This window comes from Streptomyces sp. NPDC127038 (assembly GCF_042725875.1).
Lineage (GTDB): Bacteria > Actinomycetota > Actinomycetes > Streptomycetales > Streptomycetaceae > Streptomyces.
Genome location: NZ_JBHXDQ010000014.1, coordinates 43,977 through 59,385, shown reverse-complemented (window position 1 = coordinate 59,385; position 15,409 = coordinate 43,977). Strand labels below are relative to the sequence as shown.

The following is a 15,409-nucleotide window of genomic DNA, read 5'->3' as shown; positions in this document are numbered from 1 at the left end:
CAACCCGCAGAGCGGGGATGCGAGATCTCGGGCCCCGTTCGTCGCGGAACGTCACCCGAGGGGTGCCGCGCGGACCGCGCCCGGGTCCACTGCCCCGGGCGGTCCGCACGACACCCCTCGGCGGGCGGCGCGTCACTTCTTCGGCTGGAACGTCCCGGTCAGCGTCGCCCAGGTGCTCTTGCGCAGCGCGCTGTCCCAGGCGGAGTCCTTCGCCGTGTACATCAGCGCGTACCCCTGGTGGGAGTTCACGACGAATCCGCGGTCGATGGTGTGGAACGTGGTGCCGCCGTCCACGGAGGTGAACTCCCAGTCGGCCGTGTTCCAGCCCCGGTAGTCCACGCTCTCTATGCGGATCCTCGAGTACTGGGAGCGCGTCATGTAGCGCTCCTGGCTCTTCCAGTCCGCGACGGGGTCGTCCTTGGGCGTCGACGTCCAGCCGACGAGGAGCTTCTGCCCGTCGGGGCCGGTGAACCGGGCTCCCGCGGCGTCCTGGGACTGGTACTTCCATCCCTTCGGCAGCCCGATCGAGAAGCCCTGGCCGCTGGTGTACGTCGTCACGGCGGTGGAGCCCGAACCCGAGCCCGTGTCCGTGCCGCCGCCGCCCGAACCGCCCGACGCGCTCGTGTCGTTGTTCGTGTCCGACGAGCCGTTCGAGGAGTCGTCCGATCCGGAGCCCGAGGTCGAACCGGACTTGTCGTCGCTGTCGGTGTGGGCGGCGTCGCTCTTGCCCTTGCCGCCGCTCTTGTCCGTGCCGCCGCTCTTCCCGCTCCCGGAGCTCGCCCCGGCGGAGGCGGTCGCCTTGGCGCCGCCACCCGTACCGCCCTGGGCGCCGTTGTCGCCGCCGCCACCGAGCGTGATGGCGAGCACGGTGCCGACCACGGCCAGCGCCACGACGACCGCGACGATCACCAGGGTCCGCACGGGCACGACATCGGTCAGCGAGGCCTTGGGAACCGGGCGCGCGGGACGCTCGGGCGCCACCGGCCACCCGGACCCCGAACCGGCGCGCTTGCCGTCGGAACCGCTCGCGCGTCCCGCCACCGACGGGTTCGCCGTGGCGGCCGGCGCGGAGGTCCCCCCGGCCTTACCGGCGTCCGCACCGGAGCCGGCGCCCGAGCCCGTGCCCACGCTCGGCGAGGCCGTCACCGCGGAGCCCTCGGCCCCGGCGGTGTCCGCGCCGCCGGCCGCCTTGGCGCGGGCCGTCGCCGAAGCGGTGGCGGCCGCCGTGGCGGCACCGGCCGCGGTCGCGGCCTTGCGCACCGAACGCAGGGCCCCGCGCAGCCGCTCCGCGGGCTCCTCGCCCTTCTTGCCGCCGCCCGCGCCGCGCCGCGCCGGTTCGTCCGGCAGCGGCGGCATGGCCACGACCCTCGTCGCGTCCTGCGGCTCGGGCTCGCTCTTCTCGGGCTCGGCCTTGCGCAGCACCTCGTCGAGCATGGCGCGGGCGCCCGCGTCGTCGAGCCGCTGCTCGGGGTCCTTGGCGAGCAGGCCGTAGATCACGTTCTCCAGCGGGCCCGCGTTCTTGGGCTGTTCGACCGGCTCGGTCATCACCGCGGTGAGCGTGGCGATCGCGGAGCCCTTGTCGTACGGCGGCACGCCCTCGACCGCCGCGTACAGCAGACCGCCAAGCGACCACAGGTCGGCGGCGGGTCCGGGCTTGTGGCCGCGGGCCCGCTCCGGCGAGATGTAGGAGGGCGCGCCGACGAGCATCCCGGTCGAGGTGATGGACGGGTCGCCCTCCACCTGGGCGATGCCGAAGTCGGTGAGCACGACCCGGCCGTCGTCGGAGATCAGCACGTTCGACGGCTTCACGTCGCGGTGCAGGATGCCCTCACGGTGCGCCGACCGCAGCACGTCGAGGATGGCCAGGCCCACCTCGGCGGCGCGCTTCGGCGTGAGCAGCCCGTCCTCACGGATGGCCTCGGCGAGGGACTTGCCCTCGATGAGCTCCATGACGATCCACGGCCGGTTGTCCTCGTCGACCACGTCGAAGACCGTCACCGCGCCGTTGTTGCGGATCCGCGCGATGGCCTTGGCCTCCCGCAGGGTGCGCGTGATCAGCCGGCGCTTCTCGTCCTCGTCGATGGCCGACGGGAACCGCAGCTCCTTCACGGCGACCGTGCGGCCCAGGGTCTCGTCCTCGGCGCGCCACACCGTGCCCATGCCGCCGCGGCCGAGAACGTCCCCCAACCGGTACCGACCGGCGAGGAGACGTTCGCTCTTGTCCTGACGGGATGCTCCCGCCCGCTCCGCCTCCGACATGCGTCCCCTCAAGCAACCCGCCCTGACAGAGCCTTCATTGTCCCTCACCCGACAAGTGCCCAGCGCCCTGGGGGCCCCTGGAACCGCAACAGCTCGGCCACCGGGACGTCCGGAACCCGCCGGCGGCTCGGCCGCGACCGCGCCGCGCGTCCCCCGGCCGGCCCGCGACCGCGCTCCCGCGGCTCCTTCACGCCCGGTTCACGGCCCGGACCCGTCGCGTTCCCGGCCCCGAGGACGTGCCGCATGATGGGCCGCGACAAGGAAGGACCCCTCGATGCGACGGCCCAGGACACCCCGGACACTTCTGGCCATACCCGTGTCCCTGGCGCTGTTCGCCGTGGCCCAGACCGGTGCCCCGGGGCGGGCCCCGGCGGCCGCGCGGACGCCCGTCACCCCCGCCGTGAGGGCCGCGCTCGCCCGCCTCGTGACCCGTGGCGGCGCCCCGGCCGCCGCCCTGCTCGCCGAGGACGGGTCCGGGTCGCGTTTCACCGTCACAGGAAACGGAATTGGCCGTTCCGATCATTTTCGCGCGGGGAGCATCACCAAGTCGTTCATCGCGACGGTCGTCCTGCAACTGGCCGCCGAACACCGGCTGTCCCTGTCCGACTCGGTCGAGGACCATCTGCCCGGCCTGGTGCGCGGCGCCGGGAACGACGGCCGCCGCATCACGCTGCGCGCCCTGCTCCAGCACACCAGCGGCCTGTACGACTTCACCTCGACGACCCGGGGCGCCGTCCCCGTGACCCCTCTTCAGGCCCTGCGCATCGCTCTCGCCCATCCTCCGTCCACTCGCGGCCGTTACGCCTACTCGAACACCGGCTACGTGCTGCTCGGCATGGTCATCGAGCAGGTCACCGGGCACTCGTACGCCACCGAGGCCGAGCGGCGCATCATCACCCCCCTTCGTCTGACCGGCACTTCGTTCCCGGGTGACCGGGTGTCACTGCCCGAGCCGCACGGCCGCGCCTACGCCGCCGACGGCTCCGACGTCACCGGGCTCGACCCGCGCGTGGCCGGCGCGGCGGGTGAGCTGGTGAGCACTCTGGCCGACCTGAACCGCTTCTACGCGGCCCTCCTCGGCGGCGGGCTGCTGCCCTCGCACTGGCTGCGCGAGATGCTCGGCACCCGCGCCGCACATGGCTCGTACGGCTTGGGTCTGTACCCGGTGAAGCTGCCGTGCGGCACCACGGTGTGGGGACACAACGGCCGCATCTCCGGCAGCTACGTGCGCAGCGCGGCCACCGTCGACGGTCGTCGTGTCCTCACCTTCCGGGTGAACACGGACGGGGTCACGGACCCGACGCTCGAACCGGCCCTGCTCGCCGCCGAGTTCTGTCCCCGCACCCCGTAGAACGGCCGGGCCCCGAACGGAGATCCCGGCCCACCACACCCGTTCGAGTGATATCGGCGGGCGGCGGCCGACGACGGCCGGTCAGAACTGCACGATGTCCGGCGCTCCCAGCCTGGCCGCGTCCGCCGTCAGGTCGTCCGGCTGGCGCTGGGACTCCCGCTCGGCCTCGACCCGCTTCTCGTAGTGCTCGACCTCGCGCTCGATCTGGTCCTTGTCCCAGCCGAGGACCGGCGCCACCAGTTCGGCGGCCTCGCGGGCGCTGCGGGTGCCACGGTCGAAGGTCTCGATGGAGATGCGGGTGCGCCGGGTCAGGATGTCGTCCAGGTGGCGCGCGCCCTCGTGCGAGGCGGCGTAGACGATCTCGGCCCGGAGGTAGTCCTCGGCGGCCGGAAGGGGTTCGCCGAGGGAGGGGTCCGCCGCGATGAGGTCGAGGAGCTCCTCGGCGAGCGATCCGTACCGGTTCAGCAGGTGCTCCACCCGCACCACGTGGATGCCGGTGCGGGCCGCGATCCGCGCCCGCGCGTTCCACAGCGCGCGGTACCCCTCGGCACCCAGCAGCGGGATGTCCTCGGTGACGCATTCGGCGACGCGCTGGTCGATGCCGTGCACCGCCTCGTCCACCGCGTCCTTGGCCATCACGCGGTAGGTCGTGTACTTGCCGCCCGCCACGACCACGAGTCCGGGCACGGGGTGGGCCACGGTGTGCTCGCGCGACAGCTTGCTGGTGGCGTCCGACTCCCCGGCCAGCAGCGGCCGCAGCCCCGCGTACACCCCCTCGACGTCGTCGCGGGAGAGCGGGACGGAGAGCACCGAGTTCACGTGCTCCAGCAGATAGTCGATGTCCGCGCTGGAGGCGGCGGGGTGGGCCTTGTCGAGGTCCCAGTCGGTGTCGGTGGTGCCGATGATCCAGTGGCGGCCCCACGGGATCACGAACAGCACGGACTTCTCGGTGCGCAGGATCAGCCCCGTCGAGGAGTTGATCCGGTCCTTCGGCACGACCAGGTGGATGCCCTTGGACGCGCGGACGTGGAACTGGCCGCGCTCCCCGACCATGGCCTGGGTGTCGTCGGTCCACACACCCGTGGCGTTGACGATCTGGCGGGCGCGGACCTCGTACTCGCCGCCGCCCTCGACGTCGCGCACCCGGGCCCCGACCACCCGCTCGCCCTCGCGCAGGAATCCGGTGACCCGCGCGCGGTTGGCGACCTTCGCGCCGTACGAGGCGGCCGTGCGCACCAGGGTCGCCACATAGCGGGCGTCGTCCATCTGCGCGTCGTAGTACTGGAGGGCGCCGATCAGCGCGTCCTTCTTCAAGGCCGGTGCCACGCGCAGGGCGTGGCGGCGGCTCAGATGCCGGTGGCGGGGCAGGCCCCTGCCGTGGCCGCGGGCCATCGACATGGCGTCGTACAGCGCGACGCCCGAGCCCGCGTACAGCCGCTCCCAGCCCTTGTGCTGGAGGGGGTAGAGGAACGGGACGGGCTTGACCAGGTGCGGGGCGAGGCGTTCCAGGAGCAGTCCGCGCTCCTTCAGTGCCTCGCGCACGAGCGCGAAGTCGAGCATCTCCAGATACCGCAGACCGCCGTGGATCAGCTTGCTGGATCTGCTCGACGTGCCCGAGGCCCAGTCGCGCGCCTCCACCAGGCCGGTGGACAGACCGCGGGTCACGGCGTCAAGCGCGGTGCCCGCGCCGACCACGCCCGCGCCCACGACCAGTACGTCCAGCTCACGCTCGGCCATTCCCGCCAGTGACTCGGCACGCTCCGCCGGCCCCAGTGTCGCTGTCCTCACCGCTGCCTCCCGCTGTAGGTCGTGCTGGCCGCACCGCACCTGTCCGGCGACGCCCGGCTCACATCCCCCCTGCCCAAAGTCTGACCGCCTCTCCCCTCATCGGCCACCGTCCGTCCGCAGCCTGTGGACAACTCTGGGCGACGCGTAGGGAATCTTGATCGATCAATCCCGCAAATCGGTCATATTTACTCCTAGTCTGACATTGCTCTCGCCCATCCTGTCCACAGGGCTTGCGCACCTGTCCCGCTTCGGTTACTGGGAAGGACGGCCCATCCATGCCCGCAGACCTCGCCGTCATCGGACTCGGTCACCTCGGCCTGCCCCTGGCCCAGGCCGCCGTCGCCGCCGGCATCCCCACGCTCGGCTACAGAACAGGACCCGAGGGGGGCTCCCTCACCCCTGCGGAACTGCGCCGGATGCTCTCGGGGGGCTTCCGGCCCGCCACGAACCCGGCCGAGCTCGGCCGCGTCCGCACCGCCGTCATCTGCGCACCGACCCCCCGGGGCGCGGACGGCACGCCGGACCTCGGCCAGGTGGAGGCGGCCGCGCGCACCCTCGCCGCACGGCTGCGCCCGCACACCACGGTGATCCTGGAATCCCCGGTGCACCCCGGCACCACGGAGGGCTTCCTGCGCCCGCTGCTCGAAACCGGTTCCGGGCTGCGCGCGGGGCGCGACTTCCACCTCGCCTACTCGCCCAGCCGGGTCGACCCCGGCAACCGCGACTTCACCCCCGCCGGAACCCCGAAGGTCATCGGCGGCCTCACCCCCGCCTGCACCGAGTCGGCCGCCGCCTTCTACGGACGGCTCACCGACAAGGTCGTCCGCGCGCGTGGTCCCCGCGAGGCGGAGACCGTGCAGGTCCTGGAGACCAATTTCCGGCACGTCAACATCGCCCTCGTCAACGAGATGGCCGTGCTCTGCCACGACCTGGGCGTCGACCTGTGGGACGTCATCCGCTGCGCGGAGACCAAGCCGTTCGGGTTCCAGGCGTTCCGTCCCGGCCCGGGGGTCGGGGGCCACGGGCTCGCCCAGGACCTCGGCGGTCCCTCCGGGCGCCCGCTGCGGATGGTCGAACTGGCCCAGCAGGTCAACGACCACATGCCCCGGTACGTCATCCAGCGCGCCGCCGCGCTGCTCAACGAGCACGGGAAGTCCGCCCGGGCCGCGCGGGTGCTCCTCCTCGGGGTCACCTACAAGGCCGACACCGCCGACCAGCAGGGCGCTCCCGCCCATGAGATCGCCGTCCGGCTGATGGAACTCGGCGCCTCCGTCAGCTATCACGACCCGCACGTGCCGGCCTGGAGCGTGCTCGGGCGGCCCGTCCCGCGCGCGGACTCCCTCTACGAGGCCGCGGCCGACGCCGACCTGACGATCCTGCTCCAGCAGCACCGCACGTACGACCTGCAAGGACTGTCCGTGAAGGCGCAGCTCCTCCTGGACACGAGGGGAGCGACCCCGACGGGGGCGGCACACCGGCTCTGACCGGGGACCGGCCCGCTCCCTCCCGCGCCGAGGCCGGGGTGATCCGCCGACGGGCGCACCACCCCGGGGTGACGGACGCGTCAGGAGGCGGAGTGCGTGTACGCGTATCCGACGGCCTGGCGAGCGGTTCCCTTGCCCACGTAGGAGCCGTCGAGCTTGCTGTAGGCCTTGAACGTATACGTCTTGTACAGGGGATACGCCTTCAGGGTGCCCATCTTGCCCCTCGGGACGGCCCAGCTGGCCGCCATGGTCTTCGTCCGCGACTTGGTCACGTCGAAGCCCACCGCCGTCGACACCGATCCGGCCGTCACCGTGATCGTGGAACTCTTGGTGTTGGAGACGGTCTCGCTGTTGGTCAGGGTGAGCGTGATCGGCCCGCGCCCCTTCGCCAGCGCGACCGCGGTCTTGCCCTGCTTGATGCCCACGTACTTGACGTTCTTGATGTTGCACCAGTTGTGCTCGTGCACCCGGCCCAGATCGTCGGTGATGTGGCTGACGCACGACGTCATGTGGGAGGCCTGCGCCTCGCCGCCCATGCCCATCGCTCCGACGAGTACGGCCAGAGCTACACCCGAGTTGAGTCCGACGCGGACAGCGGGCGGTGTGATCGATCGCAAAACTGTTCCCCTCGTTTTACTACCGGTCGGTAGCAAAAGGGACGCTATCCCAGGCCACCGGCGGTCCTGGGCGGGTCGGAGCCGATTTGATCAACATCTGAGCCTCGGCCCCGAGGCCCGGACACGAGGGAAGGGCCCCCGCCGGATCGGCGGGGGCCCTTCCCTCGTACGACGTGAGAACGCCGGTGGAAGCCGTGCTGCTAGCGCTTGTGCTGGGAGTCCGCGACCGTCACCTCGACGCGCTGGAACTCCTTGAGCTCGCTGTAGCCGGTGGTGGCCATGGCGCGGCGCAGGGCGCCGAAGATGTTCATCGAGCCGTCCGGGATGTGCGACGGGCCGGTGAGGATCTCCTCGATGGTGCCGACGGTGCCGAGGTCGACCTTCTTGCCGCGCGGCAGCTCCTCGTTCACCGCCTCCATGCCCCAGTGGTGACCGCGGCCGGGCGCGTCGGTGGCGCGCGCGAGCGGGGAGCCCATCATCACCGAGTCGGCACCGCAGGCGATGGCCTTGGGGAGGTCGCCGGACCAGCCCACACCGCCGTCGGCGATGACGTGCACGTACCGGCCGCCGGACTCGTCCATGTAGTCGCGGCGGGCCGCGGCGACGTCCGCGACGGCCGTGGCCATCGGGACCTGGATGCCCAGCACGTTGCGCGTGGTGTGCGCGGCGCCGCCGCCGAAACCGACCAGCACGCCGGCCGCGCCGGTGCGCATCAGGTGCAGGGCCGCGGTGTACGTGGCGCAGCCGCCGACGATCACCGGGACGTCGAGCTCGTAGATGAACTGCTTCAGGTTCAGCGGTTCGGCGGCACCGGAGACGTGCTCGGCCGACACCGTCGTACCGCGGATGACGAAGATGTCCACGCCCGCGTCGACGACGGCCTTGGAGAACTGCGCCGTGCGCTGCGGGGACAGGGCGGCGGCGGTGACGACTCCCGAGTCGCGCACCTCCTTGATGCGCTGCCCGATCAGCTCCTCCTTGATGGGAGCCGCGTAGATCTCCTGGAGCCGGCGGGTCGCGCTCTCCGAGTCCAGCCCGGCGATCTCGTCGAGCAGCGGCTGCGGGTCGTCGTACCGGGTCCAGAGGCCTTCCAGGTTCAGGACGCCGAGGCCGCCGAGCTCACCGATACGGATCGCGGTGGCCGGGGAGACGATGGAGTCCATGGGAGCGGCCAGGAAGGGCAGCTCGAAGCGGTACGCGTCGATCTGCCAGGCGATCGAGACCTCCTTCGGGTCCCGCGTACGGCGGCTCGGGACGACGGCGATGTCGTCGAAGGCGTACGCCCGGCGGCCGCGCTTGCCGCGCCCGATCTCGATCTCAGTCACGTTGTGGCCTTTCCGTCTTCGCTTCTGCGCCTCCCAGTATCCCCGACGCCCACGACGAGGGCGGCCCCGGAACCTCCGGGGCCGCCCTCGTGGCGGGCTTCCACGCGCGCGTGGAAGCCTTTTCAGGTGTACGGGTGACTACTTGAGGCGGCTGTAGTTCGGCGCCTCGACCGTCATCTGGATGTCGTGCGGGTGGCTCTCCTTGAGGCCCGCCGAGGTGATCCGGACGAACCGGCCGCGCTCCTGGAGCTCGGGCACGGTGCGGCCGCCGACGTAGAACATCGACTGGCGCAGACCGCCGACCAGCTGGTGGACGACCGCGGAGAGCGGGCCGCGGTAGGGCACCTGGCCCTCGATGCCCTCGGGGACGAGCTTCTCGTCGGAGGCGACGCCCTCCTGGAAGTAGCGGTCCTTGGAGAAGGAGCGCTGCTCGCCACGGGACTGCATGGCGCCCAGGGAGCCCATGCCGCGGTACGACTTGAACTGCTTGCCGTTGATGAAGAGCAGCTCGCCCGGGGACTCCTCGCAGCCCGCGAGCAGCGAGCCGAGCATCACCGTGTCGGCGCCCGCGACCAGGGCCTTGGCGATGTCGCCCGAGTACTGGAGGCCGCCGTCGCCGATGACCGGGACCCCGGCCGCCTTGGCGGCGAGGGACGCCTCGTAGATGGCCGTGACCTGGGGGACGCCGATACCGGCGACCACACGGGTGGTGCAGATGGAGCCCGGGCCGACGCCGACCTTGATGCCGTCGACGCCCGCGTCGATGAGGGCCTGCGCCCCGTCACGGGTGGCGATGTTGCCGCCGATGACGTCCACGCCGGAGGAGTTCGACTTGATCTTGGCGACCATGTCGCCGACCAGCCGGGAGTGACCGTGCGCGGTGTCGACGACGATGAAGTCGACGCCGGCCTCGATCAGGGCCTGGGCGCGCTCGAAGGCGTCACCCGCGACACCGACGGCCGCGCCGACCAGCAGGCGCCCCTCGGAGTCCTTGGCGGCGTTCGGGTACTTCTCGGCCTTGACGAAGTCCTTGACCGTGATGAGGCCCTTGAGGACGCCCGAGTCGTCGACCAGCGGAAGCTTCTCGATCTTGTGGCGGCGCAGCAGCTGCATCGCGTCGTGACCGGAGATGCCGACCTTGCCGGTGACCAGCGGCATCGGCGTCATGACATCGCGCACCTGCTGCGAGCGGTCGGTCTCGAAGGCCATGTCGCGGTTGGTGACGATGCCGAGCAGCTTGCCGCCGCCGTCGGTCACCGGCACGCCGGAGATGCGGAACTTGGCGCAGATCGCGTCGGCCTCGACGAGCGTGGCGTCCGGGCGCACGGTGATCGGGTCGGTGACCATGCCGGACTCGGAGCGCTTCACCAGGTCGACCTGGTTGGCCTGGTCCTCGATGGACAGGTTGCGGTGCAGAACACCGACGCCGCCCTGACGGGCCATCGCGATCGCCATGCGCGATTCGGTGACCTTGTCCATGGCGGCGGAGAGCAGCGGGATGTTGACCCGGACGTTCTTCGAGATGTGCGAGGCGGTGTCGATCTGGTCGGGCGCCATGTCCGACGAGCCCGGCAGCAGCAGCACGTCGTCGTAGGTCAGCCCGAGTGTCGCGAATTTGGCGGGCACTCCGTCGACGTTGGCAGTCATGACACCTTCCCCAAATGGCCTTGATCGGTGCGGATGTCCATGCTAACGGGAAGCGTGGCTCTCTGATTCCACGGTTGCCGATGGGCACCGGCTTCGTATGTTCGTACGGGATGAGGGCCTTCCCCGTTCAGGTCCGCGACCGGACGGGCGCCGAAGGCCTGGTCCGGGCGTACGGAACGGGGTGGGCGGGGGTGCCGGCCGGCGCCCCGTTCCCGGGGTCGACCGCGTACGGCCCCACCCGGACGGACCGGTTCCGGCGCCGCCGGGGTACGTCACCTTTTGCCTGCGGTTTGCGGAGGGGAAGGCCTCCGGTGCCCCGGCACACCCCGACGCGGCGGGGCCGGGGTGACAGGCATCACCGGAAAGAGTGGCGCCGAGAACCACACCACCTCACCGGAAGGCGTACGAGGGCACGGTCCGACGCGAGGTCACGGCTCGGCCGGGAGACGCGGCCGGCTGAGGAGGCCGTACGAGAGCACGGCTCCACTCGGATCACCGCTCGGCCCGGAACGGGCGGCAGCCCGCTCGGCGCCGGATCACCGGCCCGCCGCGGCCCGCAGCCTGCTCAGCGCGAGGTCACTGCTCCGCCAGGGCCCGCAGCCTGCTCAGCGCGCGGTGCTGGGCCACGCGGACCGCACCCGGGGACATGCCCAGCATCTGGCCGGTCTCCTCGGCCGTCAGACCCACCGCGATCCGCAGAAGGAGCAGCTCACGCTGGTTCTCGGGCAGGTTGGCCATGAGCTTCTTGGCCCATTCGGCGTCGCTGCTGAGCAGCGCCCGCTCCTCTGGACCCAGGGAGTCGTCGGGCCGCTCGGGCATCTCGTCGGACGGGACGACCGTGGACCCCGGATGACGCATCGCGGCGCGCTGGAGGTCGGCGACCTTGTGGGCTGCGATCGCGAAGACGAACGCCTCGAAGGGACGTCCGGTGTCCTTGTAGCGCGGCAGCGCGAGGAGCACCGCGACACAGACCTCCTGCGCCAGGTCCTCCACGAAGTGCCGGGCGTCCCCGGGAAGCCGGGACAGCCGGGCGCGGCAGTACCGCAGCGCGAGCGGGTGTACGTGGGCGAGCAGGTCGTGCGTGGCCTGTTCGTCACCCTCGACCGCGCGAAGGACGAGCGCACCGATCCCCGTCGTCTCGTCTTCGCGCATCGGTCCATGGTGCCTTGGCGTCGTCCTGTCCGTGGCACCGCGTCCATAGTTGTGCACCGAAGCGTTATGAGCAGGTGCGCCGGAACTCATCTCCTGCGCCCTCCCCTTCCGCTCGACCGACTTGTCCCCAAGGAACTCCACACCTCAAGGATGCGGCATCCGCCGGGAAACGGGGATCGGACACCGAAGAGGCCCTCCGTGAGGACCCGGCCCCGCCCGCCGGACGGCGGGCAGGGACCACCATTGTCATACCCGCGAACCGGCCCGCCCAAGGCCCGCGGCGTGACTCCCGGCGGGCGCGCGACGCCGGCCGGGGTGCCTCGCCGTGGCGCCCGACCGCCCGGGAACGCCCGGGGCGCGGACGCCCCGCGGCCTGGCGGCGCACCGCGTCCGGCGCCGCGCGACGATCCCTCGGGGACCACGGGACACTCCTCAGCGAACCAGGCCCCAGCGGAATCCGAGCGCGACCGCGTGCGCCCGGTCCGAGGCGCCGAGCTTCTTGAAGAGCCGCCGGGCGTGGGTCTTGACCGTGTCCTCGGAGAGGAACAGCTCACGGCCGATCTCCGCGTTCGAGCGTCCGTGGCTCATGCCTTCGAGCACCTGGATCTCCCGCGCGGTGAGCGTGGGCGCGGCGCCCATCTCCGCCGAGCGCAGTCTGCGCGGGGCGAGCCGCCAGGTCGGGTCGGCGAGCGCCTGCGTCACCGTGGCGCGCAGTTCGGCCCGCGAGGCGTCCTTGTGCAGATAGCCGCGGGCGCCGGCGGCGACGGCCAGCGCCACGCCGTCCAGGTCCTCGGCGACGGTGAGCATGATGATGCGCGCACCGGGGTCGGCGGACAGCAGTCGCCTGACCGTCTCCACACCGCCCAGTCCGGGCATACGTACGTCCATCAGAATCAAATCCGAACGGTCGGCTCCCCAGCGGCGGAGGACTTCCTCGCCGTTGGCCGCCGTCGTCACGCGCTCGACGCCGGGCACGGTCGCGACCGCGCGGCGGAGCGCCTCTCGGGCAAGCGGGGAGTCGTCGCAGACGAGGACGGATGTCATGACCGTCCTCCGCAGCTGATGCGCGTCACCTTGAGCCTCCAGGCTGTTACGAATCGTCACCTGTGCGGTCGACACTCGCAGGCGGATATGACCGCCTACCCGAGCGCTTGTTCCTTCAACCGCCTCAGCCATCTCAACGATGGTCACTCGAAAGAGTTACGGGGCAGTCGGCCGTCATCGGCACTGTACGTGAGGACGCAAACACGGTGCAGACATGCGCGCCGACCCTCAACGTTTCATCACAACCCATGCCCCATTTAGCCTGTTTTCTTCCCATTTGCTGGTGTCTGAGGCTAGATTCGCAATGAGTCATATTTTCATCTCCTTAGATCGTAGATGTACGGTCGGTGGGCACAGAGCAGCCCGGAACGGCAACAAGGGGACACGCAATGGCAGATTTCTCTCGCCTTCCCGGTCCGAACGCGGACCTCTGGGACTGGCAGCTCCTCGCGGCTTGCCGAGGGGTCGACAGCTCGCTCTTCTTCCACCCGGAGGGCGAGCGTGGTGCGGCACGGAGCGCTCGTGAGAACTCGGCCAAAGAGGTCTGCATGAGATGCCCGGTGCGCGCGGAATGCGCTGCACACGCGCTGGCGGTGCGCGAACCGTACGGCGTGTGGGGCGGGCTGACCGAGGACGAGCGCGAAGAGCTCATGGGACGGGCACGCAACCGACTGGTCTCGGCGGCGGCCACAGGAAACACTTCCGCCTCGAACAACTGAAGGAACGTTTCTGCCAACTGGGTGAGCACCGGTCCGCGCGGGAGTGTCCGGCCCTGCCGCGGGTGGGGTGCCGGCGGGCCTCCCGCAGGTGAGGCGCACGCGGGCTTCCCGCAGATGAGGTGCACGCGGGCGCGCTGCGGGTGAGGTGCACGCGGGCCCACCGCGGGTGAGGTGTGTACGGGCCTACTGCGGCTGAGGTGCACGCGGGTCCGCCGTGGATGAGGTGCACACGGGCCTGCTGCGGCTGAGGTGCACGCGGGTCCGCCGTGGATGAGGTACACACGGGCCTGCCACGGGTGAGTGCACGCGGAGGAAGCGCTCGCTGATGGGGCGCTCGCGGATGGGGCGCTAGCGGGCCGCCGCCCGTGCCAGCCGTTCCAGCGTCGCGGCCACCGCCGGAACCTCGGCGAGGTCGGGGAGGGTGAGGGCGACGATCTCGCGGCGCACCGCGGGCTCCACCGTCACGGTCCGCGCCCCCTTCGGCCGTACGGACTCGATCGCGAGCTCCGGAAGGACGGCGACGCCGAGTCCCGCGCCCACGAGCCCGACCACCGCCGGGTAGTCGTCGGTGGCGAAGTCGATCCGGGGCTCGAACCCGGCACCGCGGCAGACCTCGACGAGCTGGCCGCGGCAGCGCGGGCAGCCCGCGATCCACGACTCATCGGCGAACTCGCCGATCGCGACGGACCGCGAGCGGGCGAGCGGATGCCCCTCGGGCACCAGGCCGACCAGACGGTCCATCAGCAGCGGCCGCACGACGAGGTCGTCCCACTCCTCGACACCCGGAGCGCCTTCGTAACGGAAGGCGAGCGCGATGTCGCAGTCGCCGGCCCGGAGCTTCTCCACGGACTCGGGCGGTTCGGCCTCCTCCAGGGAGACGCGCGTCCCCGGGTGGGCGGCGCGCAGCGCGGCCAGGGCCGTGGGGACGAGGGTGGAGCTGCCGCTGGGGAAGGAGACCAGGCGGACGCGGCCCGCGCGGAGCCCGGCGATGGCGGCGACCTCCTCCTCCGCGGCCGTGAGCCCGGAAAGGATGCTCGCCGCGTGCTTGACCAGGGCCTCACCCGCCTGGGTGAGACGCATCTCGCGCCCGGTCCTGACCAGCAGCGGGGTGCCCACGGACGACTCCAGGGCCTTCATCTGCTGGCTGACGGCAGGCTGGGTGCAGCCCAGCTCGCGCCCCGCCGCCGAGAAGGATCCGGTGGTGGCGACGGCGCGCAGGACGCGGAGATGTCGGGCCTCGATCACTCTTCGAGCATAAGCGCATCTTGGGTCCGGCGCCGAATATCACGTCGACGCTTTGGGGCGGATCGCCTAGCGTGGTTCCCATGAAGCTTCTGTCGCTGAACCTGGGCCGGGCGCAGGCCGTCGCGTACACGGACCAGCCGGAGGGCGTGACCGGCATCGACAAGCGTCCGGTCGACGGGCCGGTCCGGGTGACGGCGCCGGGCCCCAAGGGGACGGCTGGGAGCGGGCTCGCCGGGGACGCGGTCTGTCATCTGCGGCATCACGGCGGTGACGACCAGGCGGTGTACGCGGTGGCGCGCGAGGACCTGGACGACTGGGAGCGCGAGCTGGGCCGGCCGCTGCCGAACGGCGTGTTCGGGGAGAACCTCACGACGCTGGGGCTCGACGTGTCCGGCGCGCTGATCGGCGAACGCTGGCGGGTGGGTTCCGGCGTCGTCCTGGAGGTCACGAGCGGGCGGATCCCCTGCCGCACCTTCCAGGAGCACCTCGGCGAGAAGGGCTGGGTCAGGCGGTTCACGGGCCGGGGCGCGCCGGGGGCGTATCTGCGGGTGATCGAGTCCGGCGAGATACGGGCCGGGGACGCGGTCGAGATCGTGCACCGGCCGGACCATGACGTCACCGTCGCCCTCCAGTTCCGTGCCGCGACGACCGAACGGAAGCTGCTGCCGCGGCTGTTGGCGGCGGGCGAGGCGCTGCACCCGGAGTCGCTCGCGGCGGCGCGGGAGTACGTGGCGAAGTACGGCGACTGACGGCGGCCACGGCCCCGGGAGCTCGGCAC

Annotated in this window: 12 protein-coding genes; 4 read left to right on the top strand and 8 right to left on the bottom strand. The window is 71.6% G+C overall.

Features of this window, described 5'->3' with window-relative positions:
- Positions 1 to 132: 132 nt before the first annotated feature.
- Complete coding sequence (locus ACFWI4_RS13550) at positions 133 to 2,259, bottom strand: serine/threonine-protein kinase (protein ID WP_387194798.1); 2,127 nt, start codon at positions 2,257 to 2,259, stop codon at positions 133 to 135.
- 274 nt (positions 2,260 to 2,533) lie between these two features.
- Between ACFWI4_RS13550 and ACFWI4_RS13545 the strand changes: the two genes are divergently transcribed.
- A complete protein-coding gene (locus ACFWI4_RS13545; RefSeq protein WP_387194795.1) occupies positions 2,534 to 3,610 on the top strand; it encodes a serine hydrolase domain-containing protein in 1,077 nt (358 codons plus the stop codon).
- 81 nt (positions 3,611 to 3,691) lie between these two features.
- Here the strand turns inward: ACFWI4_RS13545 and ACFWI4_RS13540 are convergent, their stop codons facing one another.
- Entirely contained in the window at positions 3,692 to 5,398 is a 1,707-nt protein-coding gene (locus ACFWI4_RS13540; protein WP_387194792.1) for a glycerol-3-phosphate dehydrogenase/oxidase, read from the bottom strand.
- Positions 5,399 to 5,673: 275 nt separating this feature from the next.
- Here ACFWI4_RS13540 and ACFWI4_RS13535 point away from each other — a divergent pair, with 275 nt between their 5' ends.
- Positions 5,674 to 6,882: a nucleotide sugar dehydrogenase gene (locus ACFWI4_RS13535; protein WP_387194789.1), complete on the top strand. Its 1,209-nt coding sequence runs from the start codon at positions 5,674 to 5,676 to the stop codon at positions 6,880 to 6,882.
- An 80-nt stretch (positions 6,883 to 6,962) separates the two neighbouring features.
- Here the strand turns inward: ACFWI4_RS13535 and ACFWI4_RS13530 are convergent, their stop codons facing one another.
- The 5 genes from ACFWI4_RS13530 to ACFWI4_RS13510 form a co-directional block, all read right to left on the bottom strand.
- Complete coding sequence (locus tag ACFWI4_RS13530) at positions 6,963 to 7,499, bottom strand: hypothetical protein (protein ID WP_387194786.1); 537 nt, start codon at positions 7,497 to 7,499, stop codon at positions 6,963 to 6,965.
- A gap of 200 nt (positions 7,500 to 7,699) precedes the next feature.
- Entirely contained in the window at positions 7,700 to 8,824 is a 1,125-nt protein-coding gene (locus ACFWI4_RS13525; RefSeq protein ID WP_385404967.1) for a GuaB3 family IMP dehydrogenase-related protein, read from the bottom strand.
- Between the two features lie 138 nt (positions 8,825 to 8,962).
- Positions 8,963 to 10,471: an IMP dehydrogenase gene (gene guaB / locus ACFWI4_RS13520; RefSeq protein WP_387194782.1), complete on the bottom strand. Its 1,509-nt coding sequence runs from the start codon at positions 10,469 to 10,471 to the stop codon at positions 8,963 to 8,965.
- A gap of 576 nt (positions 10,472 to 11,047) precedes the next feature.
- Positions 11,048 to 11,623, bottom strand: coding sequence for a sigma-70 family RNA polymerase sigma factor (locus tag ACFWI4_RS13515; protein WP_385404961.1), 576 nt, complete (start codon positions 11,621 to 11,623; stop codon positions 11,048 to 11,050).
- Between the two features lie 432 nt (positions 11,624 to 12,055).
- Entirely contained in the window at positions 12,056 to 12,667 is a 612-nt protein-coding gene (locus ACFWI4_RS13510; RefSeq protein ID WP_003948568.1) for a response regulator transcription factor, read from the bottom strand.
- Between the two features lie 389 nt (positions 12,668 to 13,056).
- On the opposite strand from ACFWI4_RS13510, the gene ACFWI4_RS13505 reads away from it, so the two are divergent.
- Entirely contained in the window at positions 13,057 to 13,386 is a 330-nt protein-coding gene (locus ACFWI4_RS13505) for a WhiB family transcriptional regulator (protein WP_037626848.1), read from the top strand.
- Between the two features lie 348 nt (positions 13,387 to 13,734).
- Here the strand turns inward: ACFWI4_RS13505 and ACFWI4_RS13500 are convergent, their stop codons facing one another.
- Positions 13,735 to 14,631, bottom strand: a complete 897-nt coding sequence (locus ACFWI4_RS13500; protein ID WP_387194778.1) for a LysR family transcriptional regulator — start codon at positions 14,629 to 14,631, stop codon at positions 13,735 to 13,737.
- Positions 14,632 to 14,711: 80 nt separating this feature from the next.
- On the opposite strand from ACFWI4_RS13500, the gene ACFWI4_RS13495 reads away from it, so the two are divergent.
- On the top strand, positions 14,712 to 15,380 hold the full coding sequence (locus tag ACFWI4_RS13495) for an MOSC domain-containing protein (RefSeq protein ID WP_387194775.1): 669 nt from the start codon (positions 14,712 to 14,714) through the stop codon (positions 15,378 to 15,380).
- Positions 15,381 to 15,409 lie beyond the last annotated feature (29 nt).